General features: G+C 72.4%; 21 protein-coding genes. 15 read left to right on the top strand and 6 right to left on the bottom strand.

What is annotated here, in order from left to right:
• Positions 1-85: 85 nt before the first annotated feature.
• The 3 genes from V5P93_RS25660 (at position 86) to V5P93_RS25650 (ending at position 3,084) form a co-directional block, all read left to right on the top strand.
• The gene (locus V5P93_RS25660; RefSeq protein WP_104481057.1) at positions 86-1,237 is read left to right on the top strand and encodes a glycosyltransferase 87 family protein; all 1,152 of its coding nucleotides are present in this window, start codon (positions 86-88) and stop codon (positions 1,235-1,237) included.
• A gap of 265 nt (positions 1,238-1,502) precedes the next feature.
• On the top strand, positions 1,503-2,633 hold the full coding sequence (locus V5P93_RS25655) for an NAD(P)/FAD-dependent oxidoreductase (protein ID WP_104481056.1): 1,131 nt from the start codon (positions 1,503-1,505) through the stop codon (positions 2,631-2,633).
• Between the two features lie 67 nt (positions 2,634-2,700).
• Positions 2,701-3,084 (top strand): hypothetical protein, encoded by a 384-nt coding sequence (locus tag V5P93_RS25650; protein ID WP_104481055.1) that lies wholly within the window; start codon positions 2,701-2,703, stop codon positions 3,082-3,084.
• 175 nt (positions 3,085-3,259) lie between these two features.
• Here V5P93_RS25650 and V5P93_RS25645 read toward each other — a convergent pair whose 3' ends face one another.
• From V5P93_RS25645 to V5P93_RS25635, 3 genes are read right to left on the bottom strand one after another with little or no spacing between them, the layout of a single operon-like run.
• Positions 3,260-3,616 carry a hypothetical protein gene (locus V5P93_RS25645; RefSeq protein ID WP_104481054.1) on the bottom strand — a complete coding sequence of 119 codons (357 nt, stop codon included), beginning with the start codon at positions 3,614-3,616 and terminating at the stop codon, positions 3,260-3,262.
• Positions 3,617-3,645: 29 nt separating this feature from the next.
• On the bottom strand, positions 3,646-4,200 hold the full coding sequence (locus V5P93_RS25640) for a hypothetical protein (protein ID WP_146108189.1): 555 nt from the start codon (positions 4,198-4,200) through the stop codon (positions 3,646-3,648).
• The gene (locus V5P93_RS25635) at positions 4,197-4,739 is read right to left on the bottom strand and encodes a sigma-70 family RNA polymerase sigma factor (protein WP_104481052.1); all 543 of its coding nucleotides are present in this window, start codon (positions 4,737-4,739) and stop codon (positions 4,197-4,199) included. Before V5P93_RS25635 ends, V5P93_RS25640 begins: the two co-directional genes overlap by 4 nt.
• 333 nt (positions 4,740-5,072) lie before the next feature.
• On the opposite strand from V5P93_RS25635, the gene V5P93_RS25630 reads away from it, so the two are divergent.
• From V5P93_RS25630 to V5P93_RS25595, 8 genes are all read left to right on the top strand, one after another.
• Positions 5,073-6,002, top strand: coding sequence for an NAD(P)-dependent oxidoreductase (locus V5P93_RS25630; RefSeq protein ID WP_245931503.1), 930 nt, complete (start codon positions 5,073-5,075; stop codon positions 6,000-6,002).
• A gap of 82 nt (positions 6,003-6,084) precedes the next feature.
• Positions 6,085-6,351: a DUF2283 domain-containing protein gene (locus V5P93_RS25625; RefSeq protein WP_146108187.1), complete on the top strand. Its 267-nt coding sequence runs from the start codon at positions 6,085-6,087 to the stop codon at positions 6,349-6,351.
• Between the two features lie 106 nt (positions 6,352-6,457).
• On the top strand, positions 6,458-7,027 hold the full coding sequence (locus tag V5P93_RS25620; RefSeq protein ID WP_245931493.1) for an RNA polymerase sigma factor: 570 nt from the start codon (positions 6,458-6,460) through the stop codon (positions 7,025-7,027).
• Positions 7,027-7,659: a ubiquinol-cytochrome c reductase iron-sulfur subunit gene (locus V5P93_RS25615; RefSeq protein ID WP_104481049.1), complete on the top strand. Its 633-nt coding sequence runs from the start codon at positions 7,027-7,029 to the stop codon at positions 7,657-7,659. Before V5P93_RS25620 ends, V5P93_RS25615 begins: the two co-directional genes overlap by 1 nt.
• A gap of 30 nt (positions 7,660-7,689) precedes the next feature.
• On the top strand, positions 7,690-8,079 hold the full coding sequence (locus tag V5P93_RS25610; RefSeq protein WP_104481048.1) for a cupredoxin family copper-binding protein: 390 nt from the start codon (positions 7,690-7,692) through the stop codon (positions 8,077-8,079).
• Entirely contained in the window at positions 8,076-9,005 is a 930-nt protein-coding gene (locus V5P93_RS25605; RefSeq protein WP_245931492.1) for a metallophosphoesterase, read from the top strand. The genes V5P93_RS25610 and V5P93_RS25605 overlap by 4 nt, the downstream gene beginning before the upstream one ends.
• Positions 9,002-9,376, top strand: coding sequence for a hypothetical protein (locus V5P93_RS25600; RefSeq protein WP_104481047.1), 375 nt, complete (start codon positions 9,002-9,004; stop codon positions 9,374-9,376). Before V5P93_RS25605 ends, V5P93_RS25600 begins: the two co-directional genes overlap by 4 nt.
• A gap of 240 nt (positions 9,377-9,616) precedes the next feature.
• The gene (locus tag V5P93_RS25595) at positions 9,617-10,228 is read left to right on the top strand and encodes a hypothetical protein (RefSeq protein ID WP_104481046.1); all 612 of its coding nucleotides are present in this window, start codon (positions 9,617-9,619) and stop codon (positions 10,226-10,228) included.
• Between the two features lie 261 nt (positions 10,229-10,489).
• On the opposite strand, the gene V5P93_RS25590 is transcribed toward V5P93_RS25595, so the two are convergent.
• Positions 10,490-11,398 carry an NADP-dependent oxidoreductase gene (locus V5P93_RS25590; protein WP_104481045.1) on the bottom strand — a complete coding sequence of 303 codons (909 nt, stop codon included), beginning with the start codon at positions 11,396-11,398 and terminating at the stop codon, positions 10,490-10,492.
• A 70-nt stretch (positions 11,399-11,468) separates the two neighbouring features.
• Between V5P93_RS25590 and V5P93_RS25585 the strand changes: the two genes are divergently transcribed.
• Both V5P93_RS25585 and tyrS read left to right on the top strand, forming a co-directional pair.
• Entirely contained in the window at positions 11,469-12,047 is a 579-nt protein-coding gene (locus V5P93_RS25585) for a TetR/AcrR family transcriptional regulator (RefSeq protein WP_104481044.1), read from the top strand.
• A 78-nt stretch (positions 12,048-12,125) separates the two neighbouring features.
• Positions 12,126-13,520 (top strand): tyrosine--tRNA ligase, encoded by a 1,395-nt coding sequence (gene tyrS, locus V5P93_RS25580; protein WP_104481043.1) that lies wholly within the window; start codon positions 12,126-12,128, stop codon positions 13,518-13,520.
• On the opposite strand, the gene V5P93_RS25575 is transcribed toward tyrS, so the two are convergent.
• Positions 13,480-14,277: an antibiotic biosynthesis monooxygenase gene (locus V5P93_RS25575; RefSeq protein ID WP_245931490.1), complete on the bottom strand. Its 798-nt coding sequence runs from the start codon at positions 14,275-14,277 to the stop codon at positions 13,480-13,482. The two genes, tyrS and V5P93_RS25575, sit on opposite strands and share 41 nt — an antisense overlap.
• A gap of 197 nt (positions 14,278-14,474) precedes the next feature.
• On the opposite strand from V5P93_RS25575, the gene V5P93_RS25570 reads away from it, so the two are divergent.
• The gene (locus tag V5P93_RS25570) at positions 14,475-14,921 is read left to right on the top strand and encodes an SMI1/KNR4 family protein (protein WP_104481042.1); all 447 of its coding nucleotides are present in this window, start codon (positions 14,475-14,477) and stop codon (positions 14,919-14,921) included.
• Between the two features lie 138 nt (positions 14,922-15,059).
• Here V5P93_RS25570 and V5P93_RS25565 read toward each other — a convergent pair whose 3' ends face one another.
• On the bottom strand, positions 15,060-15,524 hold the full coding sequence (locus V5P93_RS25565) for a hypothetical protein (protein WP_104481041.1): 465 nt from the start codon (positions 15,522-15,524) through the stop codon (positions 15,060-15,062).
• Between the two features lie 517 nt (positions 15,525-16,041).
• Here V5P93_RS25565 and V5P93_RS25560 point away from each other — a divergent pair.
• On the top strand, positions 16,042-17,061 hold the full coding sequence (locus tag V5P93_RS25560; protein ID WP_181043672.1) for an AfsR/SARP family transcriptional regulator: 1,020 nt from the start codon (positions 16,042-16,044) through the stop codon (positions 17,059-17,061).
• Positions 17,062-17,137: the final 76 nt, after the last annotated feature.

The raw sequence follows: 17,137 nt of genomic DNA, 5'->3' as shown, positions 1-17,137 counted from the left end.
GTAGGGGTGGGCGTACCGGGGTAGTCCCGCCGAATGCGCACCACCGCGCGATGTTTTCCTGAGGCGCGCCGAGCATTGTGGCCGCATGGACTGGTCTACCGCCCTGCGCGTCCACGCCACGACGATCACCGTCGGCGCCGTCACGACCGCGCTCGCCGTCTTCTGCTGGCTTGCCGACACCCCGCTGGGCATCGACTCGGCGGTGTACCGCGCGGGTGGTTATGCCGTACTCCACGGGCAATCCCTCTACGCCCACCTATCCGCGATTCCCGCTTGGTCGCCGGATCTTCCCTTCACCTATACGCCTTTCGCGGCAATGGTTTTCGCCCCGTTCTCCGCTCTGCCCCCGCAACTGTGCTGGGGTGTCCTCTCGCTGGCCGCCGCACCCGCCCTCCACGTCTCGCTCCGCCCCTTCACCACCAGCCCTCTCCCGCTCATCGCCGCGTTCGCGCTGCAACCGGTGTGGCAGAGCATCGGATTGGGACAGGTGAACCTCATCTTGATGGCCGCCGTGGTGGCCGATGTACTCCTCCTCGGAGGCTCGCGCTACTGCGGTGTCGCGATCGGTATCGTGGCCGCCATCAAGCTGATCCCGCTCATCTTCATCGCCCACCTGCTGTTGACCAGGCGTGTCGCCGACGCTGCTCGTGCCCTGGCCGCGTTCGTCGTCGCCACGGGTCTCGGCTTCCTCGTCTTACCCGCGGACTCGATCCACTACATGACGACCGCGATGTTCAACCGCCACTTCGCCGACGCGAAGGGCTGGGTGGGGAACCAATCCTGGCAGGCCTTCGTCGCGCGCACCTTCCCCGACGGTCCACAAGCGACCTTCCTGGTCATCGGCGCCACTGCCGCCTTCGTCCTCACAACCGCCTGGCTGGTGCGACGCCTGCCCGACGACCGCGTCGCCCTCCTGGCCACCGCGGGGTGCTCGCTCCTGATCAGCCCGATTTCCTGGACCCACCACTGGGTCTGGGTCGTCCCCGCCATCGGCCTCCTCTGGCAGCGGCGAAAACACACCCTGGCCTTGGCCACGGCCTTCCTCTTCACCGGATGGACGATCAACGCGGTCCCGGCGGGCGACGAGCGGGCCTGGGACCTCCCGCGGGCCGTCTTCGGCAACGCCTACCTGCTCGCACTCCTCACCGCCGCCTGCGCCCTGATCGCTGTGAGCAGCGGCAAGGCCAGGCGCCCTACCGGTCAGGCCGCTTGCCGTAGGGAGTCGTCCACCAGGTAGTCGACGAGGTGGCGGGTGGCGGTGTTGAGTCGGGAGGCGACTTGGTGGCGGCTCACGCCGCGGCGCTTGGCCGCGGTTGTCCGGTCGTCGCCGGGGAATCGGGAGCCGAGCTTGTCTTTGATGGACGGAAATGTGCGTAAGGCGCGGCTCTGACAGTGGCGGACAGGGGCTGTCAGAGCCCTGCCGGCGTCGTGTGCGCGGGGTGCCGGCGGTGGGCGTCAAGGTTGGTGGAGTTCACGACTTCGACCAAACCTGGAGTGGCGACATGCGCGAACCCGTTACGATCATCGGCGCTGGGCTCGGCGGCCTCACGCTGGCCCGAGTGCTGTGCGTGCACGGCATCCCGGCCGCGGTGTACGAGGCCGAGGAGTCCCCGTCCGCGCGTGCGCAGGGTGGGATGCTCGACATCCACGACTACAACGGTCAACTCGCCGTGGCCGCGGCCGGATTGATGGACGAGTTCCGTGGCCTCATCCTCGATGGCCGCCAAGCCATGCGGGTTCTTCAGCAGGACGGGACCTTGCTGCTCGACAAGGCCGACGACGGCACCGGTGGGCGTCCCGAGGTGCAGCGCGGTGAACTGCGGCGGATGCTGCTCGACTCCCTCCCCGACGGCACGGTCCGCTGGGGGCGCAAAGTCACCGGCGCGAACCCGCTGGGCGGCGGTCGCCACGAGGTGACCTTCGCCGACGGCACCACCGCCACCACGAACCTGCTCGTCGGCGCGGACGGCGCCTGGTCGCGGGTCCGCCCCCTGCTCTCGCCCGCTGCGCCCGAGTACTCCGGTACCTCGTTCGTCGAGACGTACCTCTTCGCCGCCGACACGCGGCATCCCCTGGCCGCGAAGGTGGTCGGGGGTGGGTCGCTGATGGTTCCCGCGCCGGACAAGGGGATCCACGTCCACCGCGAACGCGGCGACACCCTGCACGCCTACATCTCGCTCGACCGCCCGCTGGAGTGGTTCGAGGCCATCGACTTCACCGACCCCGCCGAGGCCGCCGCGCGCGTGGCGGGGGAGTTCGACGGGTGGGCGCCGGAGCTGACCGCGCTGATCACCGACGCCGACACGGCGCCGCTGTGGCGGCCGAGCTACGCGTTGCCCGCCCGCCACCGGTGGAACCGGGTGCCGGGGGTGACCCTCGTCGGTGACGCCGCCCACCTCGCGGTCCCGGACGGCGAGGGCGCCAACCTGGCCATGCTCGACGGCGCGGAACTCGGCGCGGCCGTGGCCGCCCACCCCGGCGACGTCGAGGCCGCCATCACCGAGCACGAGCGGGCCATGTTCACCCGCCTCGCGACGCCCGTCGAGGACGCCGTCATCCTGGCGAGCCTGTTCGGCGACGACGTGCCCCAGGCCATGATCGACATGTTCAACGACTACGTGCGGTCGCGGTGAGCTGTCGACGTCCGGTCCTGTACTGACTGTTTTACGGGGGAATCGCCCGGTTTTGCGAGGGGGTCCGGTGGAGATTCGGGTTGTCGGGGAGGCGTCGGCACCGTTCCTGTCGATCTCGGGTTCCCGAGCGGCGCTGGAGTGGCTCGGTGGGCACCTGCGGACCGCGAGCGGAAGCCTCGATCTCGCGTCGGGAGACCCGGATCCGTACGACTACGTCGTGGACCGCCTCGAACACGCCGTCACCGACGGGCCCCTGGTGGTGAGCGAGTCCGCCGACCGCCGGGTCGTCCGCTTCACCGGTGGGCCGTGGGCGTTCGACACCATCGCGGCCACGTTCGAGCACGTCGCCCAGGAGGCGCTCGACAACCACCACCAGCACGTCGAACACCTCCCGATCGACCACCCGTTGTGCGGGCCCGACTCGATCCCGTTCGTCATCGAGTTCCCCTGACGTCGAAAGGGGCGCGGCCGCCGCGGAAGGGGGGAGTGCCGCGACGGCCGCGCCGACCGGGACGGATGGGGCTATCCGTCCCGGAGCCTTGCCGGGGGGCGACTTCGTCGTCCTCCCCCGGTTCGGCGGGGAGGGGGCGGCGAGGGCGTCGCCCCGTGGTCGGGGTGCGGGGCGCTCAGCGCGGGCCCGCGCTCCGGTGGGCGGCCATCGCCGCGGACACCGTGTCGATCGCGGTGCCCAGCGCGTCGACGTAACCGTCGAGCACGACCGCGAAGGTCAGGTCGTCGTTCTCCGCGCGGCGACCCGCGTCGTCGGCGCCCACCGGGACGGCGCGGGTCTGCCAGCCGACGGCCTCGTCCCGCAGTTCGCGCAGCGCGACCAGCAGCCGGGCGCCGGACCCCGGGTCGATGGCGGTCCGGTCGGCGCGGACGTGGTCGATCAGCTTGACGACGCCGGTGATCGCCGCGCGCATCGCCGTGCCGTCGCCGGGGGCCCGCGCCAGCGGGCTGTCGGGATGTTCCGGGGTGCTCACGGTTCTCCTCGGTCGGTGGGCGGGTGCCGTCACGGTCCCTCCGAAGTGGACGATGCGGGGCAGGCGGGACCCGAGGGCCGCGCGGTGGCCGTGGAAGACACCCACCGCGCGGCCTCGGACCGGTTGTCGTCGGGTCCGACGACGGACAACCGGCTTGGCGTGCCGGGCACCACCCCGGACACGCGCACCCCCACTCCCGAATCGCCCTGAACGGGAGTGGCGGTGGCTTCCGCGCGTACCTCCGACACCGGTCTCCCGGTGGGTGCCTGCGCGGTGGTGACGGGCTTCGTGGTGGCGCCCGGAGTTCTCGACGGGACGATCGTCCACGTGGTCGAGCGGACCGCGAGGTCCCCGACCGCCGGGGCGGAGGTCGCGTACTCGGGAACCGGTGTCCGCCGCGCCTCGACGGGCGCGCCGCCCACCCGGCTCACGAGCACGGCGACACCCGCCAGCACCACGACCGCGGCGGCCACCGCCAGGTTCCGGGTGCGACGGGCGGCGGCCTCCGCGCGGATCTGCCGCAGCGTCCGCTGCCAGAGGAGGTCGTCGGCGCGCGGCTCCTCGCCGTCGCGCGGCGCGCTCACGTCGCCGCCCACTCGGGTTGGCCCGCCAGCACCGCGCGCAACGCCCGGACCGCGTAGTGCGAGCGTGACTTGACGGTGCCCGGCGCGACCCCCAGTGCCCGCGCGGCGTCGGCGACGCTGCGGTCGTGGAAGTAGATCTCGACCAGCACGCGGCGGTGGTCCGCCGAGAGCCGGTCGATGGCCGCGAGCACGCTCATCGAGTCGACCACGCGCTGGGCGTGGTCGTGCAGGACCGGGTCGGCGGGGGCGAGTTCGGTCACCTCGGCGGGTCGGGCGGCGAGCGCGCGGGCCCGGTCGACGACGAGGTTGCGGGCCACGGTGAACAGCCAGGCACGCACCGTGTCCGGCGCCGCGGCCAGGGCGCCCGCGTTGCGCCACGCCCGCACGAAGGCCTCCTGGACCACGTCCTCCGCCGCCGCGCGGTCACCGGTGAGCCGCGTGGCGTAGGCGAGCAGTGACGGGCCGTGTTCCCCGTGCAGCGCGCGGACCAGCGCCTCGTCCGCTCTCGCGGTCCTGGCGGAGGCGAACAGCCGCACCATCTCCGACTCCCCAGTCCGTCACCGTTGCGTCAACCTCACTGCTGACACGGATATAAGACGCCTCGGGTTCACTGTGGATGGCTGTCGTCGATCAGCCCACACCGGGCAACCTCGGGCGCCATTCGGTCGTATGAGGTGCTGGATCTGTTGTGGGACAACGGGTTCACTTCGGCAGATCGTTGAATGGCGGATATTCCCGCGACCGAAGTGTGCCTCTTCGGGCATCTCGACTGCCCGTTCACACCCGGGGTCGATGTCCACATAGTCCGGTTCGACATCATCGTCCGGCGGATTGCCCGCGCCGCGAACCGCTGTGAGAGTGGGCGGGTGACGATGCGCGTACTCGTTGTGGGTGGCACCGGTTTGCTCGGGCAGCACGTCGTCGCGGAGTTGGGGAGGCGCGGTCACGAGGCGGACACCCTGGCGCGCGGGAATGCGTCGGTTCCCGGTGACGTCCGGCGACTGTCCGTGAGCGAGTGGGCCCCGAGGCTCGACGGGGTCGACGGGGTGGTCTGGGCCACCGGCGCCGACGACCGCGAGATCCCCCGAGCCCCGGCCGACCGCTTCTACCACGACGCCAACGTCGAGCCCCTGCGCCGCTTCCTGGTGGCGGCGCGGGTGGCCGAGTGCCGCCGGGTGGTCATCTGCGGTTCCTACTTCACGGCACTGCACCGCGCCCACCCGGACTGGCGGCTCGCCGAGCACCACCCGTACGTCCGCAGCCGGTTGGGCCAGATCGACCTCGCGGCGCGGTACTCGGGCGCGGTGCTGGAGATCCCGCTGGTGTTCGGTTCGGCCGACGGCCGCCGCTCGATGTGGGCGCCCGCCGTCCCGTGGCTGCGGTCCCGGTTGCCGCTGGTGGCCCACCCCGGGGGCACGGCCGTCGTCTCGGCGACGACCGTCGGTCGAGCCGCCGTCGCCGCCCTCGAGCGCGCGGCGGAGGGCCCGTACCCGGTGGTGGACGCGAACCTCACGTGGCGGGACCTGGTCGCCCGCCTCGCCGTCGCGGCGGGCAGGCGCGGATCGCCGACCGTGCGCCGCCTCCCACCCGCCGTGCTGCGCGCGGTACTGCGCGCCACCGGCCTGCGCTACCGCCTGGCGGGCCGCGAACCCGGCCTTGGCGCGACCTGGGTGCCCGATCTGCTGATGTCGGAGCTGTACCTGGACGAGTCACCGTGCCGAGCCCTGGGCGTCCCGGGCGGCGACCTCGACCGCGCCTTCCGCGACACGATCGCCGCCGCGCGCCCCGGATCGGGGATGTGACGCCCGCGCTCGGGAATTCGGTTCGTGGCGGAGCTTCGCGGCACTAGCCTTCGCCGCGAGTCGAGATCGAGGGGGTTGATCCGTGGCGGACGCGGTGCCTGACGACGGGATGGTGGCGAAGCTCGTCCCGTTCACCTACGACCCGGTGGCCGACGCGAGCTATCTCGATCTGTCCGGTTCCGGTGGCGAGGGACCGTACCTCCGCCAGGTCTTGGTCCAGAACCCGCCTGGGGCGTTCGACGTCGTCTTCGACCTCGACGCGGACGGCAGGATCGCCGGGATCGAGGTGATCGGCGCGAGCGCGGGCCTCAGCGCGGCGCTGCTGTCCGCGGACGAGCCCTCGGAATAGGGCTCGTCGCGCGGGTATCCGCCTTGCCCGCCTGGTCTCGACCCGCCGGTGTAACCCTTGCCCCTATCCCTTGCCGGAGGGAGTCCACCGGGGAGAGGGGAGCGGGATGGGGCGGCGCTTGCCCGCCCGGCGGGGGCCAGGCGGTTCGGACGGGGGTCGGGCGCGGCTGCGGGTGGTGTCCGCCGAGCCGTACCCGGACTGGGAGTCGGTGTACCGGGACAACGTCGACCGGGTGTTCCGGCTGATCTTCTCCCGGGTCGGCAACCGGGCCGACGCGGAGGACCTGACCGGGGAGGTGTTCCTGCGCGCGTTGCGGCCGTTGCGGTTGTCGGCCAGTGTCGGCGAGGTGCGGACGTACCTGGTGGCCACGTCGCGGACGGTGCTGGCCGAGCACTGGCGCCGGACGCTGGGCCGGGAGATCACCACCTTCGACGACGAGCGGGACGTGGCCGAGGCGGTGCCCGACCTGGTCGACGCCCGCGCGGGCGAGCGGGCCGAGCGCATCCTCGCCGCGCTCCCCGAGCGGTACGCGCTGGTGCTGCGGCTGCGGTTCCTGCAAGGCTGCTCGCTCAAGGAGGTCGCGGCGCGGTTGGGTGTGACGGTGGCGAACGCGAAGGTGTTGCAGCACCGGGCGGTCCGGCGAGCGGGCGAGGTCGCGGGCGGAGTGGAGACGTGATGTCCGGTCGATTCGCCCGCGGTCGCCGCCGCGGGCCCGTGGGCGACCAGGAGGCGGCGGACAAGCGCGCCGAGGTGCTGTTGCGCGCCGCGGGCGTCGACCAAGGCCCGCCCGACGAGAAGTTCGTCGAGGCGTTGCGCGCTCGGCTGGGTCGGGAGCTCGAACCCGAGGCCGACCGGGGGCGGCGGCGGTTCGTCCAGTTCACCTCCGTCGCCGCGGCGTCGGCCGCGGTCGGGGTCGCGGTCGACCGGCTGGTCGTCGACACCGCCCCCACCGCCGAGACCCCCGCGACTGTCGTGCCGGAGACGGGGGAGTGGCGCGCGGTCGTCGCGGGCCGCGACCTGCCCGAGGGCGGGGTGCGCCCGTTCGACGTCGGCGTGCTGTCGGGTTTCGTCGAGCGCGTGGGCGGACAGGTGCGCGGCGTGTCCGGGGTGTGCACGCACCTGGGCTGCAAGCTCAAGCTCGCCGCGGCGACCCGGGAACTGGACTGCCCGTGCCACCGCACGTCGTTCGCCGTCGACGGCGTGGTGCTGCGCCACCAACTCCCCGCCCAGCCGCGGCCGCTGCCCAAGCTGCTGGTGCGCGAGTCCGGCGGTCAGGTCGAGGTCTTCATCCCGACGACGCCCGCCTGACCCGTGTAACCCGCTCCCGTACCCCTTGGCATGAAGACATTGGTTGCCGCGCAACGCCTCTCGCTGATGGCCTGCGCCGCGCTGGCCCTGACCGCCTGCGGGACACCGGCCCAACCGTCCGGAATGGACATGCCGAGCACGCCGGCGGCACCCGCGGCCCCGGTCGCCACGAACACGGTGTCCATCAAGGACTTCGCGTTCGCGCCCCCGCTGGTGACGGTCAAGGCGGGTACCACCGTCACCTGGACCAACGGCGACACCGAGCCGCACACCGTCACCAGCAACGGCGGCGGGCCGCTCAAGTCGCCGACCATGAACAGCGGCGACACCTTCCGCTACACCTTCACCACCCCGGGCCACTTCGACTACCTGTGCACGATCCACCCGTTCATGACCGGCACCGTCGAGGTGACGCCGTGAACGAGCCGGACCCGGACGGCATGACCCGGCGGCAACTCCTGCGGCACACCGCGTGGTTCGGCGCCGCGGTCGTGCTCACCGTCGCGGCCGGTGAGGTGATCAGCCACATCCACACCCCCGACGCGCCCGTCCCCGACGACCCGAACGCGCTGCGGTTCGTCCAGGTCAGCGACAGCCACATCGGCTTCACCGGCGCGGCCAACACCGCGGTGACCGACTCGTTCCACCGCGCCGTCGACCAGGTCAACGCGCTGCCGTACCGGCCGGACTTCGTCATCCACACCGGGGACCTGACCCACCTGTCCACGCCCGCCCAGTTCGACCAGGTGCGGCAGATGATGGGCGGCATCCGCGCGGGCGGGCTGTTCACCGTCCCCGGCGAGCACGACTCCGTCGACGACGCGGGCCAGAAGTACCGCGCGGCCTTCGGGAAGGGCTCGACCGGCGACGGCTGGTACAGCTTCGACCTGAAGGGCGCGCACTTCATCGCCCTGGTCAACACGCTGAACCTGGAGAAGCTCGGGCACCTCGGCGTCGACCAGGTCGAGTTCGTCCGCAAGGACGTCGCGGGCCTGTCGTCGGACACCCCGATCGTCGTGTTCAGCCACATCCCGCTGTTCGCGATGTACCCGCAGTGGGGCTGGGGCACCGACGACGCCGGTCAGGTGCTGAACCTGCTGCGCCGGTTCGCGTCGGTCACCTGCCTCAACGGGCACGTGCACCAGCTGTTCACCAAGACCGAGGGCAACGTGACCTTCCACAGCGCCACCACCACCGCCTACCCGCTGCCCAAACCCGGCACCGCGCCCGCGCCCGCGCCGGTGACCCTGCCCGCGGGCCAACTCGCCGACGCGCTCGGCATCCGCGAGGTCACCTACCGGCAGGGCCCGCAGCCGCTCGCGGTCAAGGACGTGAGGCTCGCATGACCTCCTTCATCCTGCGCGTCGCCGCCGCGGTCGCCCTGCTCGGCGCCGGACTCGTCCACGCCGACCTCTACCTCCACGGCTACCGGGCGCTGGCCGTGATCGGCCCCGCCTTCCTCCTCCAGGCCGCCGCGTCCCTCGCGCTGGCCGTTCTGCTCCCCTGCACGGACCTCCTGCTGCTGCGCCTCGCCGCCGCGGGCGCGGCGGGCGGGGCCCTCGTGGGGTTCGTGCTGTCGCGGACCGTGGGTCTGTTCGGCTTCACCGAGAGCGGTCTACAACCCGCGCCCGAGGCGTTGCTGAGTGTCATCGCCGAGTTCGCCGTCCTGGCGCTCCTCACCGCCGATGTCCTGTACCGCAAGCGCTTGAACCGCTAGGCCCGGGTTCGCGCGCGACTTCCCTGGTATGGTCCGGCGCCGCAGGACTGGGGAGAGTGGACAGTGCGAAGTGGACTGTTGATCGCGGGTGCCGCCGTGGTGGGCTTGGTGGTCGGGTGCTCGACGGCGCCGCCGCCGCGATCCGCGCCGGTGTCGTCACGGCCTCCGGCGGCGACCACCACCACATCGACAACGCCGACCACGGCAACCACAACCGCACCACCGAAGCGGTACGCCGACATGACCGCCCTCATACGCGCGCTGGACGCGGGCAACGCGGGCGGGTCGGTCAGGTTCAGCGCCGACGTGCGTGGCCGGAGCTGGGGCTACACCGCCGAGGGGACCGTGAACCTCGGCACCGAGGACCTGCGCGGCACGGTCAAGATGCCCAACGAGACCTGGGACCTGGTCGTGCTCGACGGCCGCGTCCTGGCCCACGGCGCCGGCGAGGAAGACTGGATCAGGCTGGACCCGGCGGACACCGACGAGTCGGTGTCCCTGCTCGCCCAGATGCTCGGCGGGCTCAGCGAGGTCGACCCCCGCCGGGTCGTCGCCCGGATCGCCGAGGCGGGCAAGCTCGGCGACCACAGCCGCAAGCCCCGCCCCGCCGGTGAGGAGCAGTACTCGGTCGACCTCGACCTCTCCCGCCTGAGCGGCCAGGTGCTCGGCGCGCCCGCCGCCGACACCCGCCCGACGGCCTACCCGATCGACAAGGCCGAGCTGGACGCCTGGATCGACCAGAGCGACCGGCTCACCTACTACAACGCCCGCATCCGCAACGCGGCCGGACTCCTCGAGGTCTCCTGCGCCTACAGCGGCTGGGGCGACGCGGTCCGGATCAAGGCGACCTAGCCGCGGTCCGGCGGGATTCGTGATCCGCCCGGTCTCCGGGCGGGTTGGTGGGGAGCCGCGCGTACCGGGTTTCCTTGTGCTTTCCGCTCGTGCGGTCGGGGATCGCGCGGGCGCGGATAGCGTCTGCCGGACGTGCCGGCCAGCGCTTGGCCTTCGCTCGCCCCGGGGGCAGTCGCGCTTCGGCGTGGCAGGCGAGGCGCCTGGGCGGCGGGAGCGATTCGGTGACGCGGCCAGGGACGTGGTCGGTGTCCAGGTGAGGCGCTAGTCCTGGTCCGGTCCGACGACCACCACCCGGCGGCCGCGGGTGTGGCCCGCCTGGCTGTCGACGTGTGCCGCCGCGGCCTCGGCCAGCGGATACGTCTTTTCGACCGGGATGTGGAGCCGCCCCCGGGTGATGAGGTCGACGGCTTCGACGAGCGCGGCGGGCACGTCCCCGGTCGTGCCGGAGAACCGGACACCGTGCCCCGGCGCGCCGAGGTCGGCGATCGACACGACCGCGCGCGGGTCCCCGGTCAGCTCGACCAACTCCCGGATCACCCCCGACCCCGCCAGGTCGAGCGCCGCGTCGACCCGCCCCAGGGCCCGCACCCGCTCGACCCAGCCCGCCCCGTACGTCGTGGCCACGGCACCCAGACCGCGCAGGTAGTCCTGGTTCGCCGCCCCGGCCGTGCCGATCACCGCGATGCCGCGGTCACGCGCGATCTGCAGCACCGCCGACCCGACACCCCCCGACGCTCCGCTGACCAGCAGCGTCTGCTCCGGCCGCACCCCCACCTCCCGGATGATCCGCAGCGCGGTCTCCACCACGGACGGGTACCCGGCCGCCTCCTCGAACGACAGCCCGTCGGGAATCCGCGCCCAGGCCGACAGCACCGCGAACTCGGCGTAGGTGCTCGAACCCCGGCCGAACACCCGGTCGCCGACCGCCACCCCCTCGGTGCCCGCCCCGACCTCGTCGACCACCCCGGCGGCGTCCTGCCCGACCCCGGCGGGCAGGACGGTCGGGTGGGCCTTGAGCACCTGCCCCTCCCGGACCCGCCAGTCGGCGGGATTCACCCCCGCCGCCCGCACCGCGACACGCACCTGACCGGGCCCCGCGTGGGGCTCCTCGGCGTCCACCAGCCGCAGGACGTCCGGACCGCCGAACTCGGCGAAGCTCACTTTCCGCATACCGCCGACCGTAACACTAACGGTTAGGGTTTTGTACCCGTTCCGTTTTTGGAGCTGATAGCATCCTGCCGTGACCTCGCCGCCCGGGCGTCGCGAGCGCAAGAAGGCCGCGACCCGCCAGAAGATCGCCGACACCGCCCTGCGGCTCTTCCTGGCGCGCGGCTACGACGCCGTGGGCATCCGCGACGTGGCCGCCGAGGCCGACGTCGCCGTCACCACGCTCTTCGCGCACTTCGCCTCGAAGGAGGCCCTGGTCTTCGAGCGCGACGAGGACTTCGAACAGCGCCTCGTCCGCGCGGTCACCGACCGCGCGCCGGACGAACCGCTCATCCCCGCCCTGCGCTTGACGATCCGGGACCTGGTCCGGCACTGCGCCGCCCCCGGCGCGGCCCCGGTCTGGCGCCTGATCGACTCCTCGCCCGCCCTGCGGGAGTACGAGGGGGCGATGCGGCTGCGCCACGCCGAGTCCCTCGCCGCCGCCATCGCCGCCGACACCGCCCTGGCGCGCACCCCGACGGCGGCCAGGGCGATCGCGCGGTTCGTCGTCGACGCCCACGCGCTGGCCCGCGCCGCGCCCGACCCGGACGCCGCCGTGGACGAGGTCTTCCGGATGGTCGACGCGGCCTGGGCGGCCTCGCGCGCCGGGTGACCCCGCCCGGCCACCGCGAAATCGGCGTGCCGCCGGTCGATACGATGGGCGGCAAGCCCCCTGCCCTGGAGACCTCTGATGACCCGACTGAGCCAGTCCGTCGACCGCGCCACCGCCCTGCTCACCGACGGCGACCTCGCGGCGGACGCCACCGTGCGCGCGCTGCTGGCGGAGACCGCGGGGCGCCGCGGCCTGGACCTGTCGGACCTGTCCCCGGCCGAGCAGGCCGCGCTGATCGGCGCCCGGTCGCAGGAGTTGCAGCCCTCCACCGACTCGCTGGCCGCGCGGATCGTCGACGCCGCCGCCAAGGGCCGCCCGTTCGTGGCGAAGTTCGGCATCGACCCGACCGGCGCCGAGGTGCACCTGGGCCACTCGGTGCCGATGCTCATCCTCAGCCGCTTCCAGCGGATGGGCCACGACGTGGTGTTCATCGTCGGCGACATGACCGCCAAGATCGGCGACCCGTCCGGCCGCTCCGACGACCGCCCCGCGCTGACCGACGAGGACATCGCGCGCAACCTCGCCACCTACCGCGAGCAGGTCACCCCGTTCTTCGACTTCGAGCGGGCCCAGTTCCGGCGCAACAGCGAGTGGCTCGGCGCGATCACCCTGCCGAAGATCATCGAGATCGTCGCGCAGATCCCGGTGTCCATGCCGCTGCAGCGCGAGGACTTCCGCAAGCGCCTGGAGCTGGGGCAGGGCCTGTCGCTGGCCGAGCTGATGTACTCGGTCGTGATGGCCCTGGACTCGGTGGAGACGGAGTGCGACCTCGAGGTCGGCGGTGTCGACCAGTTCCTCAACATGCAGATGTGCCGCAAGGTCATGGACATCCAGGGGCAGCAGGCCGAGGTCGTGGTCGCCACCTCGCTGATCGAGGGCACCGACGGCACCGGCGCCAAGATGAGCAAGTCGAAGGGCAACTACGTCCCGCTGACCGCCCCGCCCGGGGAGATCTACGGCAAGCTCATGTCGGTCCCCGACCGGCTGGTCGAGCCGTACTTCCGGGCGCTGTCGGAGTGGCTCGACTCCGAGCTCGCGGTCGCGGCGGAGCGGGTGGCGGCGGGCACGCTGCACCCCATGGACCTGAAGAAGATCCTCGCGGGCGAGGTCACCGCCGCCATCCACGGCGTCGACGCCGCGATGAAGGCCCGCGACGAGTTCGTGGCCCGCTTCTCCAAGCGCGCCTTCGGCGAGGTCGACGACCTGCCCGCGGTCGAGGACCTGGGGCAGCCGGTGACCGAGGTGGTCAAGGCGCTCGGCTTCGCCAAGAGCAACGGCGACGTGCGGCGCGTGGCCCAGCAGAACGGGCTGCGCCTCGTGGTCGAGACCGACGGCGAGCAGGAGCAGGTGCCACTGGACGCGGACGACACCCGCGAGCCGCTGGACGCGCTGGTCAAGGCCAAGCTCGACGGCCGGACCGGCGACCTGTACCTCAAGGTCGGCCGCAAGCTCGCCCGCATCCCCAACGCCTGATCGGGTCAGCCCGGCCAGGGGCGGACGTTGCCCCAGCCCCAGGTCGGCACGGGTTCGTCGAGGTTGGTCTCGGCGCCCGGCGCGGAGAGGACGACGGCCATCCGGGTGCCCCACTCCAGGTAGCCGGCGAACGCCGAGCGGAACTCGGGGTCGTCCGGCAGGCCGACGACGTCGGCGGTGTCCTGCAGGAGCTCGACCCACCGCCCGCGCTGCCGCTCGGTGATGCCCCGGCCCAGGTGCTTGGCCACCATGTGCGCGTGGCGCCGTGGTGCTCGGAGTACGCGCGGGGACCGCCGAACACCTCGCCGAGCCACGCCGCGACGTGCTCGGCGTGGTGGGGGTGCATGCCCGCGAACACGGGGGCCAGGACCTCGTCGTCGGGGACGCGCCGGTAGAACGCGTCGAACAGCTTGGTCAACGCCTCCGCGCTGCCCGCCCACTCGTACAGCGTCGGCACGGGGTCGGCGATGTCCACCGGCGCGTAGTGGCGCATCTCCTCGATGTCGTCGACGAACTCCCGGACCTCCGCGAAGAACGGCGGGAAGTGCGGCCCTTTCCGGAACCCCTCCAGGTGGTCGCGAGTGGACGTCCAGGTCAACCGGATGACGTAGCTCTCCGGGTCCTCCTCGCAGCGGCTCAGCTCGACGTCCCGGAACTCGGGTGCCGCGGCCAGGTGGGCGACGGCGCGGCGGTAGGCGTCCTCGAACGCCGCCGCCCGGTCGGCGGACACCCGGTAGCGGATGTACTCAATCGTCACGTCCACAGTCGAGCACCGCGCGTGCGCGGGGACAGGTACGTTCTTTACGGGGATCTCTCCGCCGCCGTGCCCAGAACCCGGCGCCACCGTCTCCGGTGCGCACACGAGGAAGAGCGCCACGCGGCGGTAAAAGGAGCGGACGTCCGCCGTCCGGTGCCGGCACCATCCTCCGCACAGACCGGGAGGGGAGATCCACCGTGCGGGACGACGTCGATGACTTCTTCGACCTGTTCGAGGCCAAGATCCGGCAGTGGCGGCCCGACGGCGCGTTCGCCGGGCTGACCGACGCGGAGATCGAGGCCGTCCGGGCGGCCCAGGGCGTGTCCGCGCTGCCGGCGTACTACATCGGGTTCCTCCGGAGGATGGGTCGAGAAGCGGGCGCGTTCCTGGTCGGGACGGACATCTTCCACCCGAGGATCCTGGAAGTGCCGGAAGGCGCCCGCGAGCTGCTGGCCGAGAACGACGAGAGCCACCTGCTGCCCGACGGCGCCGTGGTGTTCGCGCTGCACCAGGGCTACATGGCCTACTGGTTCGACCCGAACCCCACCGACAACCCTCGAGTGCACCTGTACGTCGAAGGCAGAGACGCCGTGCGCGAGTGGCCGTCGTTCACCGAGTTCCTGCTGGACGAACTGGCCGGGTAGAACCGGATCTCTCGGAGGGCGACCGCTGACGCGGGCACGAGGTCACGGGCTCGCCTGCGCCGGAGGATCGGTCGAGATCGCCTGGCGGCGCGACCGCTGACCCCCGGACCGCCCGGAATCCTTTTGGTAATGGGAAAATCAGCGGACGCGCAGGGTGCAGGTGTCCGTGGCGGTGGTCAGGCCCGTGCCGCCGTCCACGTGCAGGGTGACGGTGGTGGTTTGTTTCCTGGCGCGCGGGAATCCCGACGGGCGGGGGCCTGTGCCGAGAACCTCGTGCGTGGTCCACTTTCCTCTCGCGTCGACGGTGTGTGGGATATCGCCCGTCGTGGCCGCCGCGCCGAGGCCGTACGGGGGTTCTCCGGTGACCTTGTCGGGGCCGTACTCGTCGACGACGCCGATGTCGACGCGCGTGGTGATGGTTGTGGCGGGAGCGTGGCCGCGGGTGCTCGCCGTGTACTCCACCCGCCAGGTGCCCGGGGCGCACTTGAGCCGCACGGATGCCTTGACCGGCCTGGGTGTCGCCGTGGCCGGGGTGGTGGTGCCCAGCAGGAGGGCCGCGGCGAGCACCGTCGCGCCCAGGGCGCGGGTGGTGTGGGGCGTCATGCGGGTCAGGGTATGGACGGGGCGCGGTTCCCGGGTATACCGCGCGGGATTGGCCACTCCATTGAGTGAAACTCGCCGCTGAACAACGCGCCGCCGTGAATCGTGCTCACTTTTCGCCGATAGCGCGTCTGTCGACTGTGGACCGGTCGTGCCGGGCGTTGACGAGGCGAATCGAAACCGGCCGTATTTCGGCGTTCGAACAATGGCCCGCGAAGTCCGAAACGCGAATGTTCGCCGACCGCCAATCAGGCCTTCGTCGGTCCGGGTGTCGACTATCCACTGTGGACAACGGCGGTCTGGTTCCGCGCTCTCGCGAAGCGGCGGCGCGCATGCGGGGCCGACCGGGTGAATGCGCGCGACCGTCAGGGTGTCCCGCATTGCCGGGGAGTGGACGGGGTCCGTCTTCCCGACGGTAGTGGTGGCCGGCCCTCGGGAACCGTCACGGGTTGTCGGGACCGGGGGAGCGGAATCGGGTTGTGCTGCCTTGATCCATTCGCGCGTCTGGGGTGACTGTCCGGTGGGGGTCGAGTTGGGTGGGGCGGAGATCGGGTCCGGTGGGGAGCCCGCGTTCCGGATATTGGGGAACCTGGAGGTCTGGCACCACGGCCGAAGACTCGGCCTGGGCGGGCCCCGGCAGGAGCGGGTGCTCGCCGCGCTGCTGGTCGAGCCGGGGCGCGTGATCCCGTTGTCCCGGTTGGTCGACGCCGCCTGGGAGGACCTGCCGTCCACGGCGGCGCACCAGATCCGCGAGACGGTCGGCGACCTGCGGCGCAGGCCGCCCGACGGCGACCGGCTGATCCGCACCGACGGCCCCGGCTACCGGCTCACCGTCCCCGACGAGGCGCTAGACTTGCGGCTGTGGCGGGGCGCGCCGCTGAGCGGAATGGACGTGCCCGTGCTGCGGGCCACCGCGGCGGAGCTGGAGGAGCGCGGGCTGGCCGCCACCGAGCGCCTGGCGCAGCTGCGGCTGGAACTGGGCGAGGCCGCCGACCTGGTCGGACCGCTGCGCGCGCTGGTCGCCGAGCACCCGCTGCGGGAGGCGCTGTGGGCGCGGCTGATGGTCGCGCTCCACCAGTCCGGCCGCCAGGCCGAGGCGATGCGGGTCTACGCCGACGGCCGGTCGCTGCTGGTGGAGGAGCTGGGCATCAACCCCGGTCCGATGATGGCCGAGCGGTTCGAGCAGATCCTGCGCAACGACCCCGAACTGGACCCGCCGCGGGTCGAGCCCGCGCCCGCGAGCCGGGAGCCCGCCGCGACCGCGCGGCCGGAGACGCTGCCCTACGACGTCCCCGACTGCGCGGGCCGCGACGCGGAACTGGCCGCGCTGCTCGCGGCCGTCGAGCAGTGCGACGACCACGGCCTGGCGACACCGCCGGGCAGCCGCTGCGCGGAGATCAGCAGCAGGACGGTGAACAGGCCCGTGGTGAGCGCGCCGAGCACGAACGAACGCCACCACCACCGCCCACGGGGCAGGGCGGGCTTGATCGCCAGCAGGAGCAGGCCCGCGGGCAGCACCCGGAAGAACCCGTCCCAGTAGGGGGTGGGCGGCAGGAAGTGCGCCGCGACGAAGAAGAGGGTGCCGCCGATGGCCGGTCCGAGGGCGGTCCTGAGCG

The organism is Actinokineospora auranticolor, assembly GCF_041897805.1.
Lineage (GTDB): Bacteria > Actinomycetota > Actinomycetes > Mycobacteriales > Pseudonocardiaceae > Actinokineospora > Actinokineospora auranticolor.
Note: the sequence above shows the minus strand (reverse complement) of the source record. Positions and strands in the feature narration are given on the sequence as shown.

Bases quoted from the DNA above. Each gene is read 5' to 3' on its own strand.
- V5P93_RS25615 (WP_104481049.1), top strand. From the start codon at position 7,027: ATGTCCGGTCGATTCGCCCGCGGTCGCCGCCGCGGGCCCGTGGGCGAC.
- tyrS (WP_104481043.1), top strand. From the start codon at position 12,126: ATGACCCGACTGAGCCAGTCCGTCGACCGCGCCACCGCCCTGCTCACC.
- V5P93_RS25655 (WP_104481056.1), top strand. From the start codon at position 1,503: ATGCGCGAACCCGTTACGATCATCGGCGCTGGGCTCGGCGGCCTCACG.
- V5P93_RS25630 (WP_245931503.1), top strand. From the start codon at position 5,073: ATGCGCGTACTCGTTGTGGGTGGCACCGGTTTGCTCGGGCAGCACGTC.
- V5P93_RS25660 (WP_104481057.1), top strand. From the start codon at position 86: ATGGACTGGTCTACCGCCCTGCGCGTCCACGCCACGACGATCACCGTC.
- V5P93_RS25595 (WP_104481046.1), top strand. From the start codon at position 9,617: ATGACCGCCCTCATACGCGCGCTGGACGCGGGCAACGCGGGCGGGTCG.
- V5P93_RS25610 (WP_104481048.1), top strand. From the start codon at position 7,690: ATGAAGACATTGGTTGCCGCGCAACGCCTCTCGCTGATGGCCTGCGCC.
- V5P93_RS25565 (WP_104481041.1), bottom strand. From the start codon at position 15,524: ATGACGCCCCACACCACCCGCGCCCTGGGCGCGACGGTGCTCGCCGCG.
- V5P93_RS25620 (WP_245931493.1), top strand. From the start codon at position 6,458: ATGGGGCGGCGCTTGCCCGCCCGGCGGGGGCCAGGCGGTTCGGACGGG.
- V5P93_RS25600 (WP_104481047.1), top strand. From the start codon at position 9,002: ATGACCTCCTTCATCCTGCGCGTCGCCGCCGCGGTCGCCCTGCTCGGC.
- V5P93_RS25635 (WP_104481052.1), bottom strand. From the start codon at position 4,739: ATGGTGCGGCTGTTCGCCTCCGCCAGGACCGCGAGAGCGGACGAGGCG.
- V5P93_RS25590 (WP_104481045.1), bottom strand. From the start codon at position 11,398: ATGCGGAAAGTGAGCTTCGCCGAGTTCGGCGGTCCGGACGTCCTGCGG.